This window comes from Streptomyces sp. CB02400 (genome assembly GCF_001905725.1).
Lineage (GTDB): Bacteria > Actinomycetota > Actinomycetes > Streptomycetales > Streptomycetaceae > Streptomyces > Streptomyces atrovirens.
The window spans coordinates 1-24182 of record NZ_LIWB01000027.1 but is presented as its reverse complement, the minus strand read 5'-3'; the positions used below and the strand labels follow the sequence as shown (position 1 = coordinate 24182).

At 70.5% G+C, this 24182-nt stretch carries 22 protein-coding genes; 7 read left to right on the top strand and 15 right to left on the bottom strand.

Annotation, left to right across the window (positions count from 1 at the left end):
• Positions 1 to 118: 118 nt before the first annotated feature.
• Positions 119 to 1123 carry a zinc-dependent alcohol dehydrogenase gene (locus AMK33_RS37760; protein ID WP_073937786.1) on the bottom strand — a complete coding sequence of 335 codons (1005 nt, stop codon included), beginning with the start codon at positions 1121 to 1123 and terminating at the stop codon, positions 119 to 121.
• 34 nt (positions 1124 to 1157) lie between these two features.
• A complete protein-coding gene (locus tag AMK33_RS37755) occupies positions 1158 to 2321 on the bottom strand; it encodes a mandelate racemase/muconate lactonizing enzyme family protein (RefSeq protein ID WP_073937785.1) in 1164 nt (387 codons plus the stop codon).
• Between the two features lie 241 nt (positions 2322 to 2562).
• Here AMK33_RS37755 and AMK33_RS42650 point away from each other — a divergent pair, with 241 nt between their 5' ends.
• Positions 2563 to 3393 carry an SCO2400 family protein gene (locus tag AMK33_RS42650; protein WP_073937784.1) on the top strand — a complete coding sequence of 277 codons (831 nt, stop codon included), beginning with the start codon at positions 2563 to 2565 and terminating at the stop codon, positions 3391 to 3393.
• 222 nt (positions 3394 to 3615) lie between these two features.
• Here AMK33_RS42650 and AMK33_RS37745 read toward each other — a convergent pair whose 3' ends face one another.
• Positions 3616 to 4053 (bottom strand): MarR family winged helix-turn-helix transcriptional regulator, encoded by a 438-nt coding sequence (locus AMK33_RS37745; RefSeq protein ID WP_073937783.1) that lies wholly within the window; start codon positions 4051 to 4053, stop codon positions 3616 to 3618.
• Between the two features lie 92 nt (positions 4054 to 4145).
• Between AMK33_RS37745 and AMK33_RS37740 the strand changes: the two genes are divergently transcribed.
• The 3 genes from AMK33_RS37740 (at position 4146) to AMK33_RS37730 (ending at position 6689) form a co-directional block, all read left to right on the top strand.
• Positions 4146 to 5165 (top strand): NADP-dependent oxidoreductase, encoded by a 1020-nt coding sequence (locus AMK33_RS37740; RefSeq protein WP_073937782.1) that lies wholly within the window; start codon positions 4146 to 4148, stop codon positions 5163 to 5165.
• Between the two features lie 115 nt (positions 5166 to 5280).
• Entirely contained in the window at positions 5281 to 6078 is a 798-nt protein-coding gene (locus AMK33_RS37735) for an EI24 domain-containing protein (protein WP_073937781.1), read from the top strand.
• Positions 6075 to 6689 carry a LysE family translocator gene (locus AMK33_RS37730; protein ID WP_073937780.1) on the top strand — a complete coding sequence of 205 codons (615 nt, stop codon included), beginning with the start codon at positions 6075 to 6077 and terminating at the stop codon, positions 6687 to 6689. Before AMK33_RS37735 ends, AMK33_RS37730 begins: the two co-directional genes overlap by 4 nt.
• On the opposite strand, the gene AMK33_RS37725 is transcribed toward AMK33_RS37730, so the two are convergent.
• The 3 genes from AMK33_RS37725 to AMK33_RS37715 form a co-directional block, all read right to left on the bottom strand.
• Positions 6661 to 7911: a pyroglutamyl peptidase gene (locus tag AMK33_RS37725; protein ID WP_201263152.1), complete on the bottom strand. Its 1251-nt coding sequence runs from the start codon at positions 7909 to 7911 to the stop codon at positions 6661 to 6663. The two genes, AMK33_RS37730 and AMK33_RS37725, sit on opposite strands and share 29 nt — an antisense overlap.
• Before the next feature lie 448 nt (positions 7912 to 8359).
• Positions 8360 to 9337: an aldose epimerase family protein gene (locus tag AMK33_RS37720; protein ID WP_073937775.1), complete on the bottom strand. Its 978-nt coding sequence runs from the start codon at positions 9335 to 9337 to the stop codon at positions 8360 to 8362.
• Positions 9338 to 9352: 15 nt separating this feature from the next.
• The gene (locus AMK33_RS37715) at positions 9353 to 10252 is read right to left on the bottom strand and encodes an SGNH/GDSL hydrolase family protein (RefSeq protein ID WP_073937845.1); all 900 of its coding nucleotides are present in this window, start codon (positions 10250 to 10252) and stop codon (positions 9353 to 9355) included.
• A gap of 195 nt (positions 10253 to 10447) precedes the next feature.
• On the opposite strand from AMK33_RS37715, the gene AMK33_RS37710 reads away from it, so the two are divergent.
• The gene (locus AMK33_RS37710; protein ID WP_073937773.1) at positions 10448 to 10942 is read left to right on the top strand and encodes a DUF3145 domain-containing protein; all 495 of its coding nucleotides are present in this window, start codon (positions 10448 to 10450) and stop codon (positions 10940 to 10942) included.
• 226 nt (positions 10943 to 11168) lie between these two features.
• Here AMK33_RS37710 and fabF read toward each other — a convergent pair whose 3' ends face one another.
• From fabF to fasR, 5 genes are all read right to left on the bottom strand, one after another.
• Positions 11169 to 12440, bottom strand: coding sequence for a beta-ketoacyl-ACP synthase II (gene fabF, locus AMK33_RS37705; protein WP_073937770.1), 1272 nt, complete (start codon positions 12438 to 12440; stop codon positions 11169 to 11171).
• A gap of 115 nt (positions 12441 to 12555) precedes the next feature.
• Entirely contained in the window at positions 12556 to 12813 is a 258-nt protein-coding gene (locus tag AMK33_RS37700) for an acyl carrier protein (RefSeq protein WP_073937767.1), read from the bottom strand.
• Positions 12814 to 12893: 80 nt separating this feature from the next.
• Positions 12894 to 13895 (bottom strand): ketoacyl-ACP synthase III, encoded by a 1002-nt coding sequence (locus AMK33_RS37695; protein WP_073937764.1) that lies wholly within the window; start codon positions 13893 to 13895, stop codon positions 12894 to 12896.
• A 23-nt stretch (positions 13896 to 13918) separates the two neighbouring features.
• Positions 13919 to 14830, bottom strand: coding sequence for an ACP S-malonyltransferase (locus tag AMK33_RS37690; protein WP_073937761.1), 912 nt, complete (start codon positions 14828 to 14830; stop codon positions 13919 to 13921).
• 89 nt (positions 14831 to 14919) lie between these two features.
• Positions 14920 to 16125: a fatty acid biosynthesis transcriptional regulator FasR gene (gene fasR / locus AMK33_RS37685; RefSeq protein ID WP_073937758.1), complete on the bottom strand. Its 1206-nt coding sequence runs from the start codon at positions 16123 to 16125 to the stop codon at positions 14920 to 14922.
• Positions 16126 to 16187: 62 nt separating this feature from the next.
• On the opposite strand from fasR, the gene AMK33_RS37680 reads away from it, so the two are divergent.
• The gene (locus AMK33_RS37680; protein ID WP_107425346.1) at positions 16188 to 16847 is read left to right on the top strand and encodes a pirin family protein; all 660 of its coding nucleotides are present in this window, start codon (positions 16188 to 16190) and stop codon (positions 16845 to 16847) included.
• Between the two features lie 61 nt (positions 16848 to 16908).
• Here the strand turns inward: AMK33_RS37680 and AMK33_RS37675 are convergent, their stop codons facing one another.
• From AMK33_RS37675 to AMK33_RS43395, 3 genes are all read right to left on the bottom strand, one after another.
• The gene (locus AMK33_RS37675) at positions 16909 to 17331 is read right to left on the bottom strand and encodes a hypothetical protein (RefSeq protein ID WP_073937753.1); all 423 of its coding nucleotides are present in this window, start codon (positions 17329 to 17331) and stop codon (positions 16909 to 16911) included.
• A gap of 7 nt (positions 17332 to 17338) precedes the next feature.
• Positions 17339 to 21847, bottom strand: a complete 4509-nt coding sequence (locus tag AMK33_RS37670; protein ID WP_235618318.1) for a nucleic acid/nucleotide deaminase domain-containing protein — start codon at positions 21845 to 21847, stop codon at positions 17339 to 17341.
• 578 nt (positions 21848 to 22425) lie between these two features.
• A complete protein-coding gene (locus AMK33_RS43395) occupies positions 22426 to 22647 on the bottom strand; it encodes a DUF397 domain-containing protein (RefSeq protein WP_107425345.1) in 222 nt (73 codons plus the stop codon).
• On the opposite strand from AMK33_RS43395, the gene AMK33_RS37660 reads away from it, so the two are divergent.
• Positions 22552 to 23133: a pirin family protein gene (locus AMK33_RS37660; RefSeq protein WP_107425344.1), complete on the top strand. Its 582-nt coding sequence runs from the start codon at positions 22552 to 22554 to the stop codon at positions 23131 to 23133. The two genes, AMK33_RS43395 and AMK33_RS37660, sit on opposite strands and share 96 nt — an antisense overlap.
• A gap of 42 nt (positions 23134 to 23175) precedes the next feature.
• Here the strand turns inward: AMK33_RS37660 and AMK33_RS37655 are convergent, their stop codons facing one another.
• Positions 23176 to 24156 (bottom strand): hypothetical protein, encoded by a 981-nt coding sequence (locus AMK33_RS37655; protein ID WP_073937745.1) that lies wholly within the window; start codon positions 24154 to 24156, stop codon positions 23176 to 23178.
• Positions 24157 to 24182: the final 26 nt, after the last annotated feature.

The window sequence follows — 24182 nt, the reverse complement described above, 5'->3', positions numbered from 1 at the left end:
TTGGTTCGATATATCGGACGAAGTTCGCGGCTCGGGGTGCGAGTCGGGCGGGTTCGGGGCGGGGCTGGGTGTACGCCGGTACGAGGGCCGTCAGGTCGCCCTCGTACCGGCGTACGGACTAGGGACGCAACAGCACCTTGCCCACCTTCGGGTCGCCGGACCCCACCAGTTCGATGGCCTGCGGGAACTCGGCGAGCGGCAGCTCGTGGCTCACCAGCGGCAGCGGATCGAGCAGCCCGGCGGCGAACACCCGCACGGTGTGCGCCCAGGCGTCCGGCGGAGCGCCGAAGACGGTGTGCACCTCGAGCTGCCGTACGACCAGATCCGTGGGGTCGAGCCCGTCGGCGCCCGGCGCCGGGATACCGGTGAGGACCAGCCGCCCGCCGCGCCGCAGCAACGAGGCCGCCGTACGGGCCGCGTCCGCGGACCCGGCGGTCTCGATCACCACGTCGAAGTCGTCCGGGAGTTCACGGTCCTTGGTGCGGAAGTCGGTGGCCCCGTACCGCCGGGACAGCGCCTCACGGTCGCCCCGGGAGCCCACCACCAGCAGCTCGGAAGGGGAGTTGGCCCGCAGGAACTGCACGGCGAACATCCCCAGCGTGCCGGTGCCGACCACCGCCACCCGCTCACCGGGCACCGCGTTCGCCTTCAGCGCGGCGGCGGCGATGCAGGCGGCCGGCTCCAGCAGCGCGGCGGCGCTCAGGTCGGCGTCGTCGGGGAGGACGTGCAGCAGCCGGGCCGGGAGGGTCAGCGTGGCGGCCATGGCGCCCGGCTGGGTGAACCCGGTCTCCTCGTACCCCGCCGAGCACAACGTCGTCTCACCGGCGTGGCAGCGGTCGCAGACCTGGCAGTTGCGGAAGCCCTCGCCGACGACCTTGCGGCCGACCAGCGAGGCGGGCACACCCGCACCCACCCGCTCCACGGTCCCGGACCACTCGTGGCCCGGGACGAGCGGGTAACGCACGTACCCCTCGGGCCGGTTGCCCTGGTACACCTCGCGGTCACTGCCGCAGATGCCGGAGGCGTGCACCCGGACCAGGGCCTCGCCGGCACCGGGCTCGCGCGGCTCGTGCGGGACCAGACGGTGCTCGCCTGGTCCCTCGATGACGACCTGGGTGCTCATCGCGTCCCCCCGGAACGGTGGTGGCCGGAGGGGGTCACTTCGTGTCCTTGGGCTTGCGCGTCTCCCAGCCCTCGGCCCACAGGTCGAACCGGGCCTGCTGCTGCGGGAACTCGGCCGCCGCGTCGACGTCCAGCTCCACACCGAGACCGGGGGCGTCGGAGAGGTGGAAGCAGCCGTCCTCCGGGTCCACCTGGGGCGCGCCCTTGACGACCTTCTTGATCTCCGCGTCCGCGAAGTCGTTGAAGTGCTCCAGGATCTTGAAGTTCGGGGAGGTGAAGCCGACCTGGAGGGACGCGGCGGTGAGCACGGGGCCGCCCACGTTGTGCGGGGCGACCAGCATGTAGTGGGTCTCGGCGGTCGCGGCGAGCTTGCGGGTCTCCCAGATGCCACCGATGTGGCCGACGTCCGGCTGGATGATGTCGACGGCCTGGCTCTCGAACAGCTCGCGGAACTCGATCCGGTCGTGGATGCGCTCACCGGTGGCGACCGGCATGTCGACCTTCGCGGCGACCTTCTCCAGCGCCTTGAGGTTCTCCGGCGGGACCGGCTCCTCCAGCCAGGCCGGCTTGAACGGCGCGAGCTCCTTGGCGAGGCGGACGGCGGTGGCGGGGGAGAAGCGGCCGTGCATCTCCAGCATCAGCTCGGCGTCCGGGCCGATGGCGTCACGGACCGCCTCGATCAGCGAGACCGCGTACAGCGTCTGCTCGTGGTCCAGCTCGAAGTGGCCGGTGCCGAACGGGTCGATCTTCAGCGCCCGGTACCCGCGCTCCATGACGCCCTGCGCGGCCTTGTGGTACGCCTCGGGGGTGCGCTCGGTGGTGTACCAGCCGTTGGCGTACGCCTTGACCTTGTCGGTGACCTTGCCGCCCAGGAGCTGCCAGACGGGCACGCCGAGGGCCTTGCCCTTGATGTCCCAGCAGGCCATCTCGACGACGGCGATACCGGACATCACGATCTCGCCGGCGCGGCCGTAGTCGCCGTACTTCATCCGGCGGACCAGGTCCTCGACAGCGAACGGGTCGGAGCCGAGAATGTGGTTGACCTCGGCTTCCTTCAGGTAACCCAGGAGGGCGTCGGTGTGGCCCAGCATCCGGGTCTCGCCGACTCCGGTGATTCCCTCGTCGGTGTGCACCTGGACGTACGTCAGGTTGCGCCACGGCGTCCCGACCACGTGTGTGCTGATTCCGGTGATGCGCACGGCAGTTAGCCCCTCGCTGTGGTGGTGGACCTTGTCTTCGTCGTCAGCGGTTCGACGCGTTCGATATTTCGGCACACGTTCGAAATGCTGGCGTGACAGTAAGGACGCGGTGGCGGGGGTGTCAATGGGTCACGCGCATAACGGTTTCGGCAGTTTCGAAACACTTGGGCATTGGTCCGCACCAAACCTTCACAGCAAGGCCTATGAAGCGGGCCCGACCGGAACCTAACCTTCCCGCGTCATGGACTTTTGCCACCCGTGCCGACGGCACCTCAATGGAGCCCTTGCCTGCCCCGGCTGCGGCACACCCGTCGAGACGCTCCGCGCCCAGCAGTGGCAGGAGCCTGCCGGGCCTTCGGGGTACGAGGGTGAGACGTACGGGGCCGAGGAGGCCGTCCAAGTCGCGGAGAACTCCGGGGAGTACGACGACGAGGGGCCGCGGGACGACGAACCGCGGGACGACGAACCGCGGGACGACGTGCCGCGCGGACGCCGGGCGGCCCGGCGCCGGGGACGGCAGCCGGAACCGGAACCCGAACCGGACGAGGCCGCCACGGCGGGCGAGAGCCGCCGGGACCGCAAGGCCGCGGCGCACCGCCGCCGGCGCAACCGCACCCTGCTGATCGCGGCCGGTTTCGTCCTCGCGGCGGGCGGACTGAGCCTCGCGGAACTCGGCCTGGACGCGCCCGGCTCGGACCCGAAGCCGGCCGCCGCCGGTGAGAAGACCCCGGACGGCGGCGCGACGGAGGTGGAGCCGAAGGAGTCGGCGAGCGACGGCGTCACGGACGCGGTGGCACCCGGAAAGCCGGCCGGCGCGAAGCCTTCTGGCTCCCCGTCGGCTTCCGGGTCCCCGACGGGCGAGGAGTCCGAGGCGGCGGAGGACGAGACCGATCAGGACCCCTCGTCCGCACCCGCGGCCCCGCCCACGACCGACCCGACGACGCCCCCGCCGCCGGAACCCCCGGCGGATCCGGAGACCCCGGAACCGGACCCGGACCCGACGACGAAGAAGCCCGAACCGGAACCCGAGCCCACGGAGACGTGCGACCGTTTCCTGTGGTGGTGCACCTGAACCACCCCCGCGATCCGCGGGCAGCCACCCCCCTCCGCAATCCGCGGGCAGTCGTGCCGCTGGGGCGGCACGGGTGGGCGCGACGGCACCCCGCAAGCGCCGGGCCGTGCAACCCACCCCCGGCGCACACCCACGCCGGGGCACCCGCAAAGCGCCGGGCCGCGCGAACACCCCGCCCCGCACCCACGCCGGGGCACCCCATCAACGCACTCGGCGTAGCCGCTACCCCAGCATCCTCCGCAGAGCGTCCCGCAGCGCCACCCGCTCCCCCTCCGAAAGCCCCGCCAACGGCTCACGCGCGAACCGCAGAGACTCCCGCAGGCTCCGAGCCACCCGCCGCCCCTCCTCCGTCGCCGCCGCCAGCTTCACACGCCGGTCCGCCGGATCCGGCCGGCGCTCCGCCAGCCCCCGTGACTCCAGCCGGTCGACGATCCCCGTGACGTTCGACGGCTCGCACTTCAGCCGCTGCGCCAGCTTCCGCATCGGCAGCGGCTCCAGCGACAGCAGACTCAACAGCTTCGCCTGGGCGCCCGTGAGCGCATGACCGGCGGCGGCTTCCTCGTACTCCTCGTGGTAGCGGGCCACCACCGAGCCGATGAGCTCGACGACCTCCAGGGTGAGGGCGTCGGGACGGCGCGAAGAGGCATCGGGTGTGGCCATGCACTCCAGGGTACCCGTTTGCTTGACATCCTGAAATATTCAGCCGCATGGTTGTTTCAGGTACTGAACTATCCGAGGAAAGGTGCCAGGCCATGACCGCCCCCACACTCCCCACCACCGGCCACGAGTGGCATCTGCTGAGCCGCCCCGTCGGCTGGCCGAAGCCCGAGGACTTCGCCCTCGTCGAGAAGGAGGTCCCCGCACCGGCCGAGGGCCAGGTGCTCGTACGGAACAAGTACCTCTCCGTCGACCCGTACATGCGCGGCAGGATGTCGGCCGCGAAGTCGTACGTCGCCCCGTTCGAGCTGGGCAAGGTCATGCAGGGCGGCGCCGTCGGCGAGGTCGTCGCGTCGGAGGCCGAGGGGATCGCCGTCGGCGACCACGTCCTGCACTTCTTCGGCTGGCGCGAGTACGCCGTCGTGGACGCGAAGAACGCCGTCAAGGTGGACCCGGAGGCGGCGCCCCTCTCGGCGTACCTGGGCGTGCTGGGCATGACCGGCCTCACCGCCTACGCCGGCCTGCTGCGCACCGCCTCCTTCAAGGAGGGCGACTCCGTCTTCGTCTCCGGTGCCGCGGGCGCCGTGGGCAGCCAGGTCGGGCAGCTCGCCAAGCTCAAGGGCGCCTCGCGGGTGATCGGCTCGGCCGGCTCCGACGAGAAGGTGAAGCTGCTCGTCGAGGAGTACGGCTTCGACGCCGCCTTCAACTACAAGACCGGCCCCGTGAGCGAGCAGCTCCGCGCCGCCGCCCCGGACGGCGTCGACGTCTACTTCGACAACGTCGGCGGCGACCACCTGGAGGCGGCCATCGGGTCCCTCAACCGGGACGGCCGTATCGCGGTCTGCGGGATGATCTCGGTCTACAACAACACCGAGCCCGCCCCCGGCCCCCGCAACCTCGCCCGGCTGATCCAGACCCGCGGCCGCATCGAGGGCTTCCTCGTCGGCGACCACTACGACCTCCAGCCGCAGTTCGTCCAGGAGGTCGGCCCCTGGGTCCGCTCGGGTGAGCTGAAGTACCGCGAGACGGTCGTCGAGGGCATCGAGAACAACCTCGAGGCGTTCCTCGGCGTCCTGCGCGGCGACAACACCGGGAAGATGATCGTCAAGCTCTGACACGGCCGTGACGCGGCACCGGCGACGGTCGTTGCGTACGACGGGGGCCGCACCCTTGGACGTGGGGTGCGGCCCTTGCCCGTGCCGGGGGCGGCGCCCCGATAGGGTCTTCCCCATGCGCGATCTTGGGGCGGGTTTCCGGTATCTCCTGAAGGGCCAGCGGTGGGTGGCCCGGCACGGCAAGCAGTTCGGGTTCGGGCTGCTGCCGGGGCTGATCACCCTCGTGCTGTACGCGGCGGCGCTGGTCGCGCTGGCGCTGTGGGGGGAGGACTTCGTCGCGTGGGCGACGCCGTTCGCCGACGACTGGTCCAGCCCCTGGGCCGGGCTGTTCCGCGGCTTCCTCACCGCCGTGCTGTTCGCGCTCGGCCTGCTGCTGTCCGTGCTCACCTTCACCGCGGTGACCCTGCTCATCGGGCAGCCGTTCTACGAGAAGCTCTCCGAGGAGGTCGACCGGGACGTCTCGCCCGACGGCACCGCCCCCGAGTCGGGGCTGCCGCTGTGGCGGGAGCTGTGGATCTCGGCCCGCGACAGTCTCCGTATCGTCGTACGGGCCCTGGTGTGGGGCGTGCTGCTGTTCGCGCTCGGGTTCATCCCGGTGGTCGGGCAGACCGTCGTACCGGTGATCGGGTTCTTCGTCACCGGGTTCTTCCTCACCGAGGAGCTCACCGCCGTCGCGCTCCAGCGGCGCGGGGTCGAACTGCGCGAGCGGCTCCGCCTGCTGCGCTCCCGCAAGACCCTCGTCTGGGGCTTCGGCACACCCCTGGGGCTGGCGTTCCTCGTCCCGTTCGTCGCCGTGTTCCTGATGCCCGGCGCGGTCGCCGGCGCCACGCTGATGGCCCGCGACCTGCTCGGTGAGGAGACGACCGCCGGGGACGACGCCGAGGAGTCGGAGGAGGAGGGCGTCTCGTCGTGACCGAGGTGCTCGCCGTCGCCGTCATCACCGTCCTGGCCGTGATCGCGCCGGGCGCCGACTTCGCCATGGTGGTCCGCAACAGCTACCTCTACGGCCGCCGCACCGGCCTGCTCGGCGCGCTCGGCGTCGCCGCCGGTGTCCTCGTCCACGTCACCTACACGATGCTCGGCGTCGGCCTGCTGATCGCCTCCTCCACCTTCCTCTTCACGGTGATCAAGCTGGTCGGCGCGGCCTACCTCGTGTACATCGGTGTCCGCACCTTCCGCACCCGCGGCGAGGTCACCGTCGACCTGGGGAACAAGACGGAGCTGACCCCGTTCGCGGCGCTGCGCACCGGCTTCCTGACCAACGTCCTCAACCCGAAGACGACCCTGTTCGTCGTCTCGACCTTCGCGCAGGTCGTCAGCCCCGGCACCCCGGTCCTCCAGCAGGTGGGCTACGGGCTGTTCATGTCACTCGCCCACCTGCTGTGGTTCGGCGTCGTCGCCGTGTTCTTCTCCCACGACCGGATGCGCGGTCTGATGCTGCGCGGCCAGAAGGTCCTCAACAAGGTGATCGGTTCCGTCCTGGCCGGCCTCGGCGTCAGCCTCGCGTTCGCTCCGTCGCACTGACCGCCACGGTCACGATCGACCGCACCTGGTCGATGATGTCCAGCCGGTTCCGTACGAACTCGGGGTCGGTGACCTCGGTGGTGTTCCCGGCGCCGAACTGCAGCACGGGCGTGTGCACATGCCCGCCCGGCAGCCTGTCGTGCAGTCCGAGCCGGTCCCGGAGCAGGGTCGCCCGGTAGGCGATCTCGTTGGACAGGTAGTCCCCGCCGCCCCCGGCCCGCGCCGTCGAGCCGGGCGTCGGCCCCTGAGGCCGTACGACCGGCTCGGTGCCGCCCGCCGGGATCTCCGTCACGCCGGTGTTGTCGTACACCGGGAACCGCCCGGTGTCCGCGGCGACGATCTGCGCGTACGGCAGTGTCGTGGACGTCCACTGCGGCTGTGAGGCCGGGTCGGTGACCGGGATCGTCTCCGTGCGGCCGATGTTCTCGTTGTCCCCGAAGCCGCCCCGCCAGGCCCCGTTGGTCCGCTCGACGTCGAAGCGGCCCACCCGGCCCTGACTCACGGTGGTGAACAGGTCGACCCTCGGCAGATGCGGCCGCAGCGCCCGCTCCACCGCCCCCTCCGCGAAGTCCCGCCAGCGCACCGGGAACACGGCCGTCTCGATGCGCGCGGGACCGTCCGCGGTCTCGATCACCGTGCCGTCGAGGGCGAGCGCGACGGCGCCGGACGGGTTGGAGATACGGATGTCCCGGTCCAGGGTGAACGGGTCGAAACCGGTCAGCAGAACCCGCTTCATCTCCTTGCCGTGCTGCGGATAGCGGATCGTGGTCTGCCCGCGCGAGGCCCGCTCCAACTCGTCGAGCAGCCGCGCCCGCCGGTCCTCGCCCAGCCGGAACCCGGGCTCCCAGGCGCGCAGTTCACGGGTCATCCCGAGCCGCGCCCAGTACAGCGGCCGGTCGTCGTCCCGGCTGAGGTCACCACCCGCCGGACCACGCCCCTGCGCCCGGTCGACGGCCCTGCGCCACAACTCCGTCCCCTCGCGTACGACGGCACGGCGGGCCTGGGCGTAGGAGTGCGCGCGGTCGAGCGCACGGGCCAACTCCGGCGCCGCGTCGGCGAATCCGGAACGGCGGAGTATCTCCTGCGGAGCGGCCCCGTCCAGGCGACGTTCCTCGACGGTGGGGGAGGGAGCTGTCTCGGCGGCGGTCGCGGTCATGGGAGCGGCGAGACCGGTCAACAGGACCAGCCCGAGAACACCGATGCGAACACGTACGGATCTCAAGGGGATTGGGCCTTCCGTCGTCGTGGGGTACGGGGATGCCGAAGGCCGCAGTATCGCGTGCCCGACACGGACCGCGTCAACCGCGGGCAGCCGCATGCCGCGTCAGCCGCGGGCAGCCGTATGCCGCATCAGCCGCGGGCAGTCGTGCCGCTGGGGCGGCACGGGTGGGCGCGACGGCACCCCGTAAGCGCCGGGCTGCGCAGACACCCCCGGCCCACACCCACGCGGGGCACCCCGTACGGCGCCGGTCCGCACCAGCGACACCCCGACCCACCGCATCGCGGTCATATATATGTGAAGGCTTCGTACGAGATTCAAGCGGGCATGCTGATCGAGGACCCTGATCCCACCGCAGCGATTAACGTCTGATCCGGGAAGCACCCACATGAGCAGCCCCGGTCCGGGACCCTGACCCCGGACCGGGGCTTATGTGTGAGCGGAGGCCGGGCTACCGCACCCCGAACCCGTACACCGTCTCCGACCGGAACACCTCACCCGGCTTCAGGACCGTGCTCGGGAACTCCGGACGGTTCGGGGAGTCCGGGAAGTGCTGGGTCTCCAGCGCGATGCCGTCACCGGGGGTGAAGGGCTCCCCGATGTGGTCCGAGGTGTAGAGCTGCATGCCGGGCTCGGTGGTCGCCACCGTCAGCACCCGGCCCGACGCCGGGTCGTACAGCTCGGCGACCTCCTCGGCGGCCGCCGTCACCCCCTTGTCGAGCACGAAGTTGTCGTCGTACCCGGTGCCCGCCTTCCGTGCCTCACGGAAGTCGAAACGGGTCCCGGTGACGTCGGCGAGCTCACCGCTCGGGATCAGGTCCGCGTCGGACGGGGTGTAGCGGGAGGCCGCGAGCCGCAGCTCGTGCCCGGCCGCGCTGCCGGAGCCGGCGCCTGCCAGGTTCCAGTACGAGTGGTTCGTCAGGTTCACATGCGTCGGCGCGTCCGTCACCGCCTCGTACGCGATCCCCAGCGCGCCCCGCTCGTCCAGCGAGTACGTCACGGAGACCTCCAGACGGCCCGGGAAGCCCTCCTCGCCGTCCTCACCGACCAGGGAGAGCCGCAGACCGTGTTCGACCGGGCTCGCGTCCCACACCCGCTTGTCGAAGCCCCGCTCACCGCCGTGCAGCGAGTTCGGCCCGTTGTTCGCGGCGAGCGTGTGGTCGCGCCCCGCCAGGGAGAAGCGGGCGCCCGCGATCCGGTTGGCGTACCGCCCGATCAGGGCGCCCAGGAAGGGTTCCGGGTGCCGGAGGTAGCCGTCCAGGTCGGAGAACCCCAGCACCACGCTCCCGGTCCGCCCGTCCCGGTCCGGCACCTCGACGTCCTGCACGATCCCGCCGTAGGACAGGATCCGTACCCGTACGCCCGCCCGCTCCAGGGTCCAACGGTGCACCGGCGTGCCGTCGGAAAGTGTGCCGAAGAGTTCGTTCATGTGCGAAACAATAAGTCACGGCTGCTTCGCCGTGACCGTCCGGTACGCGATCTCGGCCAGCTCGGCCTGCCCCTCGACACTGGGGTGGAACCAGTCCCAGCGGCTCAACTCGTCGGTGCCGAAACGGTACTCGTACACCGCGCCGCCGTCGAAGCGGCAGCGGCGGTCCTTCGCGCAGACCTCCTCCAGCACCTCGTTGTAGTCCTCCACCCGGTTCTGCACCGTCTCGCGCCGCAGCGTCGCCGCCGCGTCCAGCGCGTCCGCGTCGCCCAGCATCGAAGGGCAGATGCCCAGCTTCCACACCTGCTTGCCCAGCGGATTGGTCCGCCCCTGCGACCAGAGCCGCTTCAGGTTCGGCACGCTCGCCACATACACCTGCGCCTTGGGCAGCGCCTCGCGCAGCGTGCGCATCGCCTCCTGGAAGCCGGCCCGGAAGTCGTCCACCGACGTCATCGCCGACGTCGTCTCCCGGCAGGCGTCGTTCGCCCCGGCCATCACCGCCACCAGCTCCGGACCCCGCCGCACCGCCCGCGCCATCTGTTCCGGCAGATCCGCCATCCGGGCTCCGGTCACCGAGTAGTTCCAGCTCCGCTCGGCCGCCCCCGCCCGCCCCAGCAGCCGTACGGCGAGACTGTCGACCTCCTCGCTGCCGCCCGTCGCCCACGACACCTCGGGGCAGTCCGTCAGCACCGCGCACGCGTCGAAGCCGCGCGTGATCGAGTCCCCCACGGCGGCGACCGACTCCGGACCGGTGTCCCACACCGGTGTGGGCTTCGGGGACGGCCGCCCCTTCTCCGCCGCCGTGCCCGACGGGGCGGGGGAGCCGCCGTCGACGGCATCACAGCCGGCCACGCCCAGCGTGACGGCCGTCATCACGGCGAGCACAGCCCCTGAACGGCGCCCGCGCCTCCGCATCGCCTGCTCCATCCATCGCCTCCCCGTGTGTCGTGGTGTGTTCGTTGCACACCCGTACAGGCGTCCTGCCGGGTGAACCCTGGAGGTTTCCCGGCACCGGGACCGACGGTACGTCACACTCCTTGCACCGTCGCACGGTAGCCTCGCCATCAACGTGGTCCACCCGGACCGCGCCTGTTCCGTCCGGAGGTTCCGGTGACGACTCGTGGAGTTCTGTACGTGCACTCCGCGCCGCGCGCGTTGTGCCCGCACGTCGAGTGGGCCATTGCCGGGGTGCTCGGCACGCGCGTCAGCCTGGACTGGATCCGCCAGCCCGCCTCCCCCGGCACCTGGCGCTCGGAGTTCTCCTGGCAGGGCCAGGCCGGCACCGCCTCCAAACTCGCCTCCGCGCTGCGCGGCTGGCAGATGCTGCGCTTCGAGGTCACCTCGGAACCCTGCCCCACCGCCGAGGGCGAGCGCTACAGCTGCACCCCCGACCTGGGTATCTTCCACGCGGTCACCGGCATCCACGGCGACATCCTCATCCCCGAGGACCGCCTCCGCGCCGCCCTGACCCGCGCCCAGACCGAACAGACCGACCTGGAATCAGAAATCGCCAGACTCCTCGGCAAACCCTGGGACGACGAACTGGAACCCTTCCGCTACGCAGGCGAAGGCGCCCCGGTCCGCTGGCTCCACCAGGTGGTCTGAGAACACCCCGAGGCACAGCGCCCCGAAAGGGGCGCGGGGAACTGCGCGCTCAGCCCCGACGGATCCGCACCCGACCGAGCCCCCATGGGGTCAAAGGGGCGAAGCCCCTTAGGGACGGGAAGGGTGAGGGCGGCGGGGGCGAAGAACCCCCCGGCACACCCCCACAGCACCGCACGGCAAAGGGCCCCCACCCCGCCAAGGGTGAAGGCCCTCCAGACAGCCCCGGTCACACGGACCGGAACGCCAGCACCACGTTGTGCCCACCGAACCCGAACGAGTCGTTCAACGCGGCGATCCGCCCGTCCACGGGCAACTTCCGCGCCTCACCACGGACGACATCCGCCGCCGCCTCGGCCTCAGGATCAAGGTTCTCGACATTGATCGTCGGCGGAGCCACCCGGTGGTACAGCGCGAGCACGGTGGCCACGGACTCCACCCCACCCGCCCCACCCAGCAGATGCCCCGTCATCGACTTCGTCGCGGAGACCGCGAAGTGGTCCGCGTGGTCCCCGAACACCTTCCGCAGCGCCTTCAGCTCCGCGATGTCACCGGCCGGCGTAGAGGTCGCGTGCGCGTTGACGTGCACGATCTCCGCCGGATCCAGATCCGTCCGCTCCAGCAGGTTCTGCAGGGCGTGCGAGATGCCCCGCCCCTCCGGCTCCGGCTGCACGATGTCGTGCGCGTCGGCCGAGATGCCCTGCCCGACCGCCTCCGCGTACACGCGGGCACCACGCGCGGCGGCGTGCTCGGCGGACTCCAGCACGACGACACCCGCGCCCTCACCCATGACGAAGCCGTCACGGGCGACGTCGTAGGGGCGCGACGCGCCCTCGGGGTCGTCGTTGTTCTTGGACATCGCCATCATGTTGCCGAACGCGGCGATCGGCAGCGGGTGGATCGCCGCCTCCGTGCCGCCCGCGACGACGACGTCGGCACGACCGGTGCGGATCATCTCGATGGCGTAGCCGATGGCCTCGGCACCCGACGCGCACGCGGAGACCGGGGTGTGCACACCGGCGCGGGCGCCCACCGCGAGACCCACGTTCGCGGACGGGCCGTTCGGCATCAGCATGGGGACGGTGTGCGGGGAGACACGGCGTACGCCCTTCTCCTTCAGCACGTCGTGCTGGTCCAGCAGGGTCGTCACACCGCCGATGCCGGAGGCGATGACCGCGCCCAGCCGGTCCGGGTCGACGCTCGGGTCCTCACCGGCCTTGGCTTCGAAGCCGGCGTCGGCCCACGCCTCCTTGGCCGCGATCAGCGCGAACTGCGCCGAACGGTCCAGGCGGCGGGCCTGCGGCCGGGGGATGACCTCGGTGGGCTCCACGGCCACCCGGGCCGCGATACGGACCGCCTGCTCGGCGGCCCACTCCTCCGTGAGGGCCTTGACGCCGGAACGTCCGGCGACCAGTCCCTCCCAGGTCGAGGCTGCGTCGCCACCCAGCGGTGTGGTTGCGCCGATACCGGTGACGACCACGGTGCGATTGGTCGGGCTCATCGGAATTCTTTCTCCAACGGATTACGAGGATTCGTACGGCGCCACCGCCGGGTGGCGGGGCCGGGGTGCCCCGGCCTCCGGGCCTCCCGTGGGGAAGGCCCGGCAGGGCTAGGACCTACTTGCCCAGGTCCTGGTGCTTGAGGATGTACTCGGTCGCGTCGCCGACCGTCTTGAGGTTCTTGACGTCGTCGTCCGGGATCTTGACGTCGAAGCGCTCTTCGGCGGCGACGACGACCTCGACCATGGACAGCGAGTCGACGTCCAGGTCGTCGGTGAAGGACTTGTCCAGCTGGACGTCCTCAACCGGGATGCCGGCGATCTCGTTCACGATCTCCGCGAGACCGGCGACGATCTCTTCCTGAGTGGCGGCCATGGTGGCGCTCCTTCGTTGTGATTCCAGAGGATGGGGTGGTGGTTCCTCGCGTACCGGACGCACGGTCCGGCACGGAGTGCCTAGGGGAGAGTAACGACCGTAGCGGCGTAGACGAGACCCGCCCCGAAGCCGATGACGAGCGCGGTGTCGCCGCTCTTCGCCTCGCCGGTCGCCAGGAGCCGCTCCATCGCGAGCGGGATCGAGGCGGCCGAGGTGTTGCCGGTGGTGCGGATGTCACGGGCGACCGTGACGTGCTCCGGCAGTTTCAGGGTCTTCACCATCGAGTCGATGATCCGCACATTGGCCTGGTGCGGGATGAAGACGTCCAGTTCGTCCGCGGTGATCCCGGCCGCGTCCAGCGCCTGCTGAGCGACCTTCGCCATCTCGAACACGGCCCAGCGGAACACCGCCTGGCCTTCCTGCGTGATCGCCGGGAACTTCTCGACGGTCCCGTCGCGGTAGTCCGTCCACGGCACGGTCTGCTTGATGGTCTCGGACTTGTCGCCCTCCGAGCCCCACACGGTCGGGCCGATCGCGGGCTCCCGGGAGGGGCCGACGACCACCGCGCCCGCGCCGTCACCGAACAGGAAGGCCGTGGCCCGGTCCTCCAGGTCGGTCAGGTCGCTCAGCCGCTCCACACCGATGACGAGCACGTACTCGGCGGAACCTTCCACCACCATGCCCTTGGCCAGCGTCAGCCCGTAGCCGAAGCCCGCGCAGCCGGCCGAGATGTCGAAGGCGGCGGCCTTGTCCGTGCCCAGCTTGTGGGCGATCTCGGTCGCGACGGCCGGGGTCTGGCTGAAGTGCGAGACGGTCGAGACGACGACGGCGCCGATCCGCGAGGCGTCGATCCCGGCGTCCGCGATCGCCTTGCCGGACGCCTCGACGGACATCGCGGCGACGGTCTCCTCGTCGGACGCCCAGTGCCGGGTCTCGATGCCGGAGCGCGAGCGGATCCACTCGTCGGACGAGTCGATCGTCTCCAGGATCACCTCGTTCGGCACGACCCGGGTGGGCCGGTAGCCGCCCACGCCGAGGATGCGCGCGTACGGGGCGCCCTTGCTGGGCTTGATCTTCGCCATGCGGGTCGGCTCCTTAAAGGGCGTCAGGCGTGCTCGGCGACGAGCTCGCGGGCCGCGTCGAGGTCGGCGGGGGTCTTCAGGGCCAGCGTCTTCACACCGGGCAGGGCGCGCTTGGCGAGGCCGGTCAGCGTGCCGCCGGGACAGACCTCCAGGAGGGCGGTGACGCCGAGCTCCTTGAAGGTCTCCATGCACAGGTCCCAGCGGACCGGGTTGGCGACCTGGCCGACCAGGCGCTGAAGCACCTCGGCGCCGGTCGCGACCGTCCTGCCGTCCTTGTTCGACACGTAGGTGACCTTCGGGTCGCCCGGCGTCAGGGCCTCGGCGGCCTTCGCCAGCGTGTCCACGGCGGGACCCATGTGGTGGGTGTGGAAGGCGCCGGCCACCTTGAGCGTGACGACCTTGCGCACGCCCTCGGGCTTGTCCGCCTCCAGCGCGGCGAGCTGCTCCTTGGTGCCGGCCGCGACGATCTGGCCCGCGCCGTTGACGTTCGCCGGGGTCAGACCCAGCTTCTCCAGGTGCGCCACGGTCACCTCGGGGTCGCCGCCGAGCAGCGCCGCCATGCCGGTCTCGGCGATCGCGGCGGCGTCGGCCATGGCCAGACCCCGCTCGCGGACCAGGGAGAGCGCGGCGGCGTCGTCGAGCACGCCCGCGAAGGCGGCGGCGGTGATCTCACCGACGCTGTGACCGGCGACGGCACCGGGTGCCACGTCTCCGAGCGCGGAGGCGGACAGCAGCCCGGCCGCGACCAGCAGCGGCTGGGCGACGGCCGTGTCGCGGATCGCGTCCGCGTGGGCCTTCGTGCCGTAGTGGGCGAGGTCGAGTCCGATGGCGTCGGACCACGCGGCGACGCGCTCCCCGGCACCGGGGAGGTCGAGCCATTCAGTCAGAAAGCCGGGAGTCTGGGCACCCTGGCCGGGAGCGACGAGTACGAGCACTCTCACACTCTCTCTTGGGGGCGGCCACGGCCGCCCGTGGGGACAAGGACGAAGAACAGGAGGCGGTTTTGTGGGGCCCCGACAAAAGGCTAGGGATGGAGATCGCCATCGGCCAGGCGCCCCAGGATCAGCGCGATCCGCAGCGTGAACGCAGAGCGTACATCGGAGGGTGACCATCCGGTGACGTCAGTCACACGTCGGAGCCGGTAACGAACGGTGTTGGGGTGAACGAACAGCATCCGCGCCGCGCCTTCGAGACTGCTCGCCTGCTCCAGATAGACACTGAGCGTCTCCAGCAGCGCGGCCCCGGCCTCCTCCAGCGGTCTGTAGATCTCCTCCACCAACTGCTCGCGGGCGGAGGGGTCCGAGGCGATCGCCCGCTCCGGCAGCAGATCGTCCGCCAGTACCGGGCGCGGGGCGTCCTGCCAGGCGGAACACGCCTTGAGCCCCGCCGCGGCGGCCTGCGCGGACCGGGTCGCGGCCAGCAGGTCGGGAACCACCGGACCGGCGACGACCGGCCCCGCCGCGTACGGCCCGATCAGCGACTTGGCGACGGCCAGCGGATTGTCGCTGCCGCCCGCGATCACCACGAGCCGGTCGCCGAGCACCCCGGTCAGCACCTGGAGCTTGGCGTGCCGGGCGGCCCGCCGGATGGCCTCCACGGTCAGCTCGGAGTCCCCGTCCGGCGCGGTGCCCAGCACCACGCACACATGATCGGGCGAGTTCCACCCCAGTGCGGCGGCCCGCGACACGGCCCCCTCGTCCGCCTCACCGCTGAGCACCGCGTTCACCACCAGCGACTCCAGCCGCGCGTCCCAGGCACCCCGTGCCTCGGCGGCCTGCGCGTACACCTGGGCGGTGGCGAAGGCGATCTCCCGGGCGTACACGAGCAGCGCCTCGCGCAGCACGCTCTCGTCGCCGGGCGCCGCCACCTCGTCGATGGCGGACTCCATGACCTCGATGGTGGTGCGCACCATCTCCACGGTCTGCCGCAGCGTGATCGCCCGGGTCAGCTCGCGCGGCGCGGTGCCGAACACATCGGTGGAGATGGCCTGCGGGGCGTCGGGGCGCCGGAACCACTCGGTGAACGCGGCGATGCCCGCCTGCGCGACCAGGCCGATCCAGGATCGGTTCTCCGGGGGCATGGCCCGGTACCAGGACAGCGTCTCGTCCATCCGCGCGATCGCCTGCGCGGCGAGACTGCCGGACGACCTCTCCAGCCGCTTCAGCGTCGCGGCATGCGGATGGGCGGGGCGTGCGGCGGCTTCGTTGGTGCTGGTTTCGGGTTCGGGCACGGGGACAAGACTGCCTTATCGGTACGGCCGCGCGTGTCGCCGGGTCTACGGTGGACCGTGTGATGGACGTACGGCGCGCACACGAGCGCTACCAGGGCGGCGATCCGGCGGCCGGGATCGAGACGTGGCACGCCTTCTCCTTCGGCCCCCGTTACGACCCGGACAACCTGCGCTTCGGCGCGGTGATCGCCTGCAACGAGGAGCACCTCGCCCCCGGCGCCGGCTTCGACGAGCATCCGCACAGCCACACCGAGATCGTGACGTGGGTGGTGGAGGGCGAGCTGACCCACCGGGACTCCACGGGCCGGGAGACGGTGATCCGCCCCGGCGACGTACAGCGTCTGAGCGCCGCGTCGGGCGTCCGCCACGTGGAACGCAACGCGGGCGACCGCCCCCTCACCTTCCTCCAGATGTGGCTGGCGCCGCTGGAGCCCGGGGGCGACCCGCGCTACGAGGTCGTCCCCGGCATAGCGGACTCCACCCCGTACGCCCTCCCGGAGGCGGGCGCGATGCTCCACGTACGCCGGCTGACGGCGGGGGAGCGGACCGCCGTCCCCGACGCCGCGTACGTGTACGTCCATGTGGTGCGGGGTGAGGTGGAACTGGAGGGTGAACTGCTGGGCGTGGGCGACGCGGCCCGCATCACGAACGCGCGGGGGGTGGACGCGGTGGCGGGGGCGTCGGACGCGGAGCTACTGGTGTGGGAGATGGCGGCGAGGTGACGCGGCAGGCCCCGCCGAAGCCGGTACAGCTCGGCTTCGGCGGGGCCTGCGAACGGTCGGATCAGGGCCGTAGCCCCTTTACATGGACCGCAGTTCCGTGTGTGAAACCATCCGCTTCTTCGACCTGAAACCCCGCGGACGCCAGGATTCTCACAAGAGCATCACGCATACAGTCGTGGACGTTCTTGTGGTGGAGGACGACCGGGGGCGGGTCCGCGTAGTCAATGCCTTTCGCGAACAGTTCGAGAGCGGCTTCCCTGAGTTCATCAGCGGTGCCCCAGTCCACGTACACCCCGCCGTCTTCAAAAGACTCGATGTGCACGTCCGCACCAGGCTTGCTGTGCGGTTTGTCACTGAGGTCCCCTCGGTGAACGGGAAGCCCGGCCCGAGCCAGTTCCCGGCAGACCTCATCGGCCAGTTCTTCGCGCTCGGCGATGACTTCAGGTGGGGCTTTCGGAGGAAGGTCGAACTCGTACTCGGCCATGTACCTCTCACTCCTCCGAGGGCTGGTCACTCATCAGGGAGCGCGCCGTTCGCCCTCCACCGGCCTGTCTGATGTACTTTGCCAGCAGCTGCTTTGCCGCACTTGCGAAGGCAGGCTGGTAGGGAACCGACCACGTCACTGGTGTGCCAGCCTTGAGGGCGCCGACCAACTCACTGGCGCAGTCTGGGCAGGGCTGCCGCTCAGTGTACAGAGCGGTGATCTGCTTGGGATCAAATCCCTTGGCCTTCAATTTATCCAGGATCTCCGTTTCGGAGTGGCCGGCGAATTTGCTGTTACCGACGACGAGGTCACCGGTCTTGGGATCGTTCCACCCCGGTACTTTCGCGACGGCGACGTTGTGATCGGCCCCGTAGTATCCGGAAGCCTGTCTGAACGTGTACGCCATGCGGCTCAGCTCGTCGCTGTTGTAGGCGACCAAACCTGTGGGACATCCGCCAACACTTGTGGCCGCTTGCGCAGTCAGGGATGCGCGGTCCACCCTGGTGCAGGTCTTGACGAGTCCGTCGAGCCCCTTGACCCCGATCCGCAGGACGACGTCTTCGGCCAACCCGAGCGCACGCAAGGTGTTGTACGCGTCAGTGAAGCCGATGCCGGTTCTCGCGGCGGCGTCGACCGCCTTGACGGCGTCCGCGATGGGCCTGAGGATCTTGCCCGCGAACAGGGCCGCGACATCCACGGCTGCCCAGGCGCATCCGCCCCAGCTTCCGTCTGCACCACCCGGGGCGATCTTCTGGGCGCACTTGATCCAGCTGCCGAAGAGGATGTCGACCGGGTCGATGTCCTCCTGGTACTCGGCGATCGTGATGGTGTGCGTGACCTCGGTGGACAGTTCCGTGGTCGGGTACTCGCCGAGGTAGACAGTCGCGCCGGAAGGGCAGGTGGACTGTGACGGATTCAGATCCTGTGCGGTGCACAGGTACAAGTCGAGGACCGCTTTGAACCGGATCTTCGAAGTGATCGTGCAGTCGCCGTCGTAGAAGAGCTTGTCGATCCACCCGTCGCAGCCGTCGGTCTTCCTGACGACCTGGGGATCGCCGACCTTCTCGACGTGGTCGACGACATAGAACATGTTGCCGATGGGCGCACCGGACGCGTCGACGACGGTTCCCGTCTCGATCTGTTCTGCGTTCGCCTCCTTCTCGGCCTGGTCGGCCGCTTGCTGGGCCGATTCGGCGTATTCCTGGGCGTCCTTGGCGGCCTCTTCCGCTGCTGCGGCTTCGATGGCGGCCTGATCGGCGGCGTCTCGGGCGTCCTTGGCGGCCTCTTCCGCCTCGGTTGCCGCGGTGCGGGCGGCATCGGCGTCCAGGGCGGCTTCGTCCGCCGAGTCGCGGGCGTCCTCGGCGTGGCCCTCGGCGCGGCCTGCGGCGCTGTCGGCCGCTGCCGCGTCCTTCGTGGCCTGGGTGTTGTGGGCGATGGTGCGGGTGAGTGACTGTGCCGCCTGGGACGCGTACGAGGCGGCTTCGGCGGCGTAACCGAGGCCCTCCTTGGCGGAGGCGCGGGCGTCGGCCGCGTACCCGAGGGCGTCGGCGGCCAGTGTGTAGGCAGCCTTCGCGTCGCCGCTCGCCGCGTTCGCGACGCTCTCCGCCTGGGCTGCCGCCTTCTGCGCGTTGGCCGCGTGTGCCTCGGCGACGGCCTGCTGCTGTTCGGCGATCGTCTTCGACGACTGGCCGGTCAGCACGGCGAGTCCGGCGGCCGAGTCGCTGGTGACGTAGGGCGAGCCTAGCTGGATGGCGTCGTTCGCCGGAGCCGCGACCCGTGCGGCCGCGTTCCCGGCGTCCACCGCTGCCTGCGAGGTGGTGTAGGCATGGCCGGCGGCTTTGTTGGAGCCGGTGAGTGCGGTGGCAGCCTCGGCCTTGGCCGCGTCCGCCTGTTTCTTGGCGTCGGCGGCCTCCTTTTCGGCTTCGTCGGCGAGCGCGACTGCCGAACGGGCGGCCGTTGCGGCGGCCTTGGACGCGTCAATGGCATCCGCGGCCGTGCTCGTCGCCGTCTTCACCGCGGCGTCCGCCTTCAGCTTGGCCGCTTCGGCGTCGTCGGCGTTGGCTCGGGCCCGTTTGGCGGCGGCCTCGGCTCGGGTGGCCGCCGCGTCGGCGTCGGCCGCGGCCTTGGTCGCCTTGTCCGCCTCGGAGCGTGCGGCGGTCGCCGCCGTCTCCGCCTTGTCGGCGGCGGCATCGGCTTCGTCGGCCGCTTTCCGGGCTTCCTGCGCGTTGGCGTCGGCCTCGGAAGCCTGGGCGTACGCCTCCTTGGCGTCGGCCTTGGCACGGGCGGCGTCAGCCTTCTGCTGAGCGTCCCAGGCGTCGTCACGCAGGGCCTTGGCCTTGTCCCGGGCCGCCTTCGCACCCTTGCGTTTCTCGGTGGCGGTGGTTTCGGCGGTCTCCGCGAGGTCCTTGGCGTCCTTGGCCTGGGCCGCGTACTCCTGGGCGTCGGCCTTGTGCTGGGCGGCCTCGGCCTGTTTTTGCGCGGAGGTCTCCTTCTCCGCCTTGGCTGTCTTCTCCTCCTTCTCGGCGGCGAGCCGCTTGGCGTGCGCGGTTGCCGCTGCGGCCTTGGCGTCGGCCTCGGCATTCTTCGTCTCGGTGAGCTTGGTCTTGGCGGTGTCTCGGGCGGCCTTGGCCCTGCCCGCCTGGACGGCGGCTGCTTCGGCCGACGCCTTCGCCTGCTCCTTGGCCGCCTGGGCGGCTGCGGTGCGGAACGCGGCCCGCGTCCCGGCGGCCTGCGTCACCGCGCGGGCGGCGATGGTCGCGCTGTCGCCGGCGGAGGCGCGGGTGGCAGCGTACGCGGTCTCGCCGGCCGCGATCATCGCCTTCAGCGCGGCGGCGGATGCCTTGGTGACCTGTGCCTTCTGTTGCCCCATGAGCAGGGCTCGGCCTCGGGGTGCGCCGAGGCTGTCGGCGATGGCGTAGGCGTCCTCCATGTACTCGTCGGAGTCGGCTGCCGCCATACCCGCGATCTGAGCCTGCCGCCTGATGAGACTCAGTTGCTTTGCCGCTTCGGTGCGGGCAGCAGTGATGCCCTTGGTCGCCTGGGCGAACTGGGTCTGTGTCGGGTAGTCGAGATCGTCCGTGCCGTTGTGCCCGGACGGCACAATGTCGAACTTCTGCTGGTCCGTGCCGTTACAGGTCGACAGCCAGCCGGTCCCGAAGTTGGCGATGCTGTCCAGGTCCAGGCACTCGCCGGTGCCCTTGTTCCGGAGCTGGGTGGTACCGTGGGAGGTGTACTCCCACTCCTGGGCGCGGTCCTGCCTACACGTCCACTGCTTGACGCGGCTGCTGTTGGATGTTCCGTCGCGCTTCACGCCCAGGCACTTGCCGGAGTTGACATTCACCAGGGCATTGCCCTCGATCCGCCACTTCTGGTTTGCGTCGCCGTCGCAGGTGTATATCTGCATCCAAGCGCTGTCGGCATGCGAGTTGCTCGCGATCTCAAAGCACTTGTCGGACGCGGCGTGGACGTGGATGACCACCGGGCTGTTGCCGATCCAGCCGACACCGCCGGGCGACCAGTAGTCCTGCCAGCGAGCCAGGTGGTCGGCGGTCCAGGACTGGCCCAGCATCTCCCCGAGCGCCTTGGCGCCGGTGGCGAGGGCCTTCGTGGCGTCACGGTTGGCGTTGACGATCTGGTTGCGCTGGGTGGCTTGGGAATCGATCTCCTGTTGCCACTCCGCCGATGCGGTGGCCACCTCCTGGCCCAGAACACGGCTGGGGTCGATCGGGTTGCGCCAGGCGCACGCCGCGAACCGTGTCTTCAGGTCCTCGACGGCGAGCCGGAACGCGAGGCTGCCGGGCTCGGGCGCGATACGCGGGAAGCCTCCGGTGGAGAGGAAGAGACGGGCGTCGTCCGCGCTCATCCCGTGGAAGCCGTCGGTCAGGTCGTCGTACGCCTGCTCTTCGGCGTATGCCTGCTGCCACTGATCGCTCGGCAGGGACGGATCGGCCTCCGAGTACAGGGGGTCACCGAGCTCCTTGACCGCCTGAACGGTCTCCTCGTCGGCCCCGGGAGTCGGGTCCTCGTACAAGAGGCCCTCGTTCTTCCAGTACTGCTCCCCGAGCCACTTCGAGTAGCCGACCTGGCCGAAGAAATCCTCACCGGTGCTGCTGGGCACGCCGGGCGGCCAGTAGAAGTCGGCGCTCGACTTGAACCCGCTCGGCACCGGCAGTCCGTCCAACGGGACCTGCCAGGCGTCCAGACGTGCGTCAAGTACTCCGAGGTTCTGGTCGATGGCGTCCCTGTCCTGCTGGAAGGCAGTGGCCAGAGGGGTGTCGGTCCAGTACTCGCGGTTGGCGGTGGCACGTAACTGTTCAGGGGCCAGGTTCAGCCCTGCCTGTGCGACCGTGCCCATCGTCGGCCCGCCCACCCGTAGAGCGTCGGCCATCAGGCACTGATCCTGACGGAGCTGTTCGGCGGCCTCGGCGTCGAATCCGTCGTAACTGTCGACGACACTGCCGATGTCGGTTCGACGGTCGACGGACGGGGGTTCAGGCCCGATCAGCCCTGCGAGCACTGCGCCGACGACCGCCAGCGGTACGAGGGGAACGGAGGCGGAGGACAACCGTCGGACACGGGACGTTTGCCGGGAGCCGCCGCGAGTACGTCGTGGAGATCTGCCGGGCGGGTCGTCAGATGATCTGTGAGGGCGACTTAAAGACACTGAGGCATCCTTCGTCGATGACGGAGGCAGACGGAGAAGCCCCGGACGAAGGAAGGAGACCACCCCTCAGCAGCCAACGCCGCACGCCTTGGCGACCGCGTTTGTAGCACGGCGAGGCCCTTTCCCCTGCGACTATGGCGCTCCTCATCTGCCCTGTGACCGCGCGCTGACGGAACGACTTACTCCGTCAGGCACAGCGGGTAACTGTAGGCACGCACCAAGATCACGCCACAAGATCCCGATCAGTACCTGGCCGAGAAGCAACTTGGGAAGATTGGCGAAAGAGGGGTGCAGATCCAGTGGGTTACTTGTGGTGAAGCTGTGCCTCGCTCCTGGATTCGATCACTGGTGATTGACCGGAACCTGCCACCCGTGCTGCCGGTCGACCTGGGAGCTTCAGTTCAAGAAGGCCTGCTTCTGCGTGCGCTCGGCTACCGCAGACCGTCGACGAAGGCCTGCCAGACGCCGGCGCCGACGGTGACGACCGGCCCGGACGGGTTCTTGCTGTCGCGGACGGAGACGGAGCCGGTGGGGCAGGCGTCGGCAACCTCGACGCAATCGGCCCCCGTTACGACCCGGACAACCTGCGCTTCGGCGCGGTGATCGCCTGCAACGAGGAGCACCTCGCCCCCGGCGCCGGCTTCGACGAGCATCCGCACAGCCACACCGAGATCGTGACGTGGGTGGTGGAGGGCGAGCTGACCCACCGCGACTCCACGGGCCGGGAGACGGTGATCCGCCCCGGCGACGTACAGCGTCTGAGCGCCGCGTCGGGCGTCCGCCACGTGGAACGCAACGCGGGCGACCGCCCCCTCACCTTCCTCCAGATGTGGCTGGCGCCGCTGGAGCCCGGGGGCGACCCGCGCTACGAGGTCGTCCCCGGCATAGCGGACTCCACCCCGTACGCCCTCCCGGAGGCGGGCGCGATGCTCCACGTACGCCGGCTGACGGCGGGGGAGCGGACGGCCGTACCTGATGGGGCGTACGCCTACGTCCACGTGGTGCGCGGTGAGGTGACCCTGGACGGCGAGACCCTGGCCCCGGGCGACGCGGCCCGCCTCACGGACGCGAAGGACGTCGAGGCGGTCGCCGTGAGCCCGGCGGCGGAGCTGCTGCTGTGGGAGATGCGGGCCGTTTAGCGGGCCGTTTAGACGGGGCCCGCCCGGCGGGTCGCCTGGAGGTCAACGGGTGGAACCGTGCAGGGCGGTCCGCTTGAGGACCTTGGGGTGCGGTTGGTAGACGCCGGGCGGGGCGAAAGCGCCCAGTGCCTGGTGGACTTCGGAGCAGGAGGCGTTGCGTTCGGCCCGGTTCAGGGCCAGGAGGGTGAAGGTCGCCAGCGGCGGACGCACGGAGACCGTCTTGGCCGGAAGACCGGTGACGTCGATCTCGCCGGGGTCGCGGAAGCGGCAGAAGAGAGTGACGGAGTACGGCGCCGAGCCGACCGACACCAGGACGCGTTCGAACTCGCGCCAGGGCAGCTCGGCGATGTCGTGACCGCGTCGAAGGGTGACTCCCTCGTGGCCGACGCCCAGTTCGGAGACCTCCCGGAAGGGGCGGCAGGCCGCCCAGTAATAAGCGGCGGTGGGTACCGCGAAGGTCAGGTACAAGGCCAGGACGGCAGCCCAGTTGGCGATCACGTCCACGCCCTGCACGACGGCCACGCCCAGGGGTATCGCCCCCAGCGCCGCCACTTGCAGGAGCCCCTGGAACAGGCGCCGGAAACGTATGCCCCGGAAGCGGTCCTCGCCGCCGTCGATGAGCTCCAGCGGAGCGTCGGTGTGAGCCGGCCGGGCTTCCGCCCTCACGGGAGCCGCCGGTTCCGCGGCATCGGCGGCATCCATGCCGCGGGTGTACGCGACCGTGGGCACGGCCGCCGGGACCGGCTCGGTCGGGAGCTCACCGCCCGTGAACAGAGCGACCAGCGCGGCTGCCGAAGGCCGGCGCGCCGGGTCCTTCGCGAGACACAGGGCGATGGTGCCGCGCAGTTCGTCGGGAACGGCCGACAGGTCCGGTTCCTCGCCGACGACCCGGTAGAGCAGAGCGACCGGGGTGCCTCTGCCGAAGGGCTCCACACCGGTGGCGGCGTGGGCGAGGACCGTGCCGAGGGAGAAGACGTCACTCGGCGTACCGACCTGCGCGCCGGTGGCCTGTTCCGGCGACATGAAGCCGGGGGGGGTGCCTCTATGTT

Excerpts from the sequence above, each read along its gene's own strand:
- AMK33_RS37760 (WP_073937786.1), bottom strand. The coding sequence starts at position 1,123 with ATGAGCACCCAGGTCGTCATCGAGGGACCAGGCGAGCACCGTCTGGTC.
- AMK33_RS42650 (WP_073937784.1), top strand. The coding sequence starts at position 2,563 with ATGGACTTTTGCCACCCGTGCCGACGGCACCTCAATGGAGCCCTTGCC.
- AMK33_RS37745 (WP_073937783.1), bottom strand. The coding sequence starts at position 4,053 with ATGGCCACACCCGATGCCTCTTCGCGCCGTCCCGACGCCCTCACCCTG.
- AMK33_RS37740 (WP_073937782.1), top strand. The coding sequence starts at position 4,146 with ATGACCGCCCCCACACTCCCCACCACCGGCCACGAGTGGCATCTGCTG.
- AMK33_RS37735 (WP_073937781.1), top strand. The coding sequence starts at position 5,281 with ATGCGCGATCTTGGGGCGGGTTTCCGGTATCTCCTGAAGGGCCAGCGG.
- AMK33_RS37720 (WP_073937775.1), bottom strand. The coding sequence starts at position 9,337 with ATGAACGAACTCTTCGGCACACTTTCCGACGGCACGCCGGTGCACCGT.
- AMK33_RS37715 (WP_073937845.1), bottom strand. The coding sequence starts at position 10,252 with ATGCGGAGGCGCGGGCGCCGTTCAGGGGCTGTGCTCGCCGTGATGACG.
- fabF (WP_073937770.1), bottom strand. The coding sequence starts at position 12,440 with ATGAGCCCGACCAATCGCACCGTGGTCGTCACCGGTATCGGCGCAACC.
- AMK33_RS37700 (WP_073937767.1), bottom strand. The coding sequence starts at position 12,813 with ATGGCCGCCACTCAGGAAGAGATCGTCGCCGGTCTCGCGGAGATCGTG.
- AMK33_RS37695 (WP_073937764.1), bottom strand. The coding sequence starts at position 13,895 with ATGGCGAAGATCAAGCCCAGCAAGGGCGCCCCGTACGCGCGCATCCTC.
- AMK33_RS37680 (WP_107425346.1), top strand. The coding sequence starts at position 16,188 with ATGGACGTACGGCGCGCACACGAGCGCTACCAGGGCGGCGATCCGGCG.
- AMK33_RS37675 (WP_073937753.1), bottom strand. The coding sequence starts at position 17,331 with ATGGCCGAGTACGAGTTCGACCTTCCTCCGAAAGCCCCACCTGAAGTC.
- AMK33_RS43395 (WP_107425345.1), bottom strand. The coding sequence starts at position 22,647 with ATGCTCGTCGAAGCCGGCGCCGGGGGCGAGGTGCTCCTCGTTGCAGGC.
- AMK33_RS37655 (WP_073937745.1), bottom strand. The coding sequence starts at position 24,156 with ATGTCGCCGGAACAGGCCACCGGCGCGCAGGTCGGTACGCCGAGTGAC.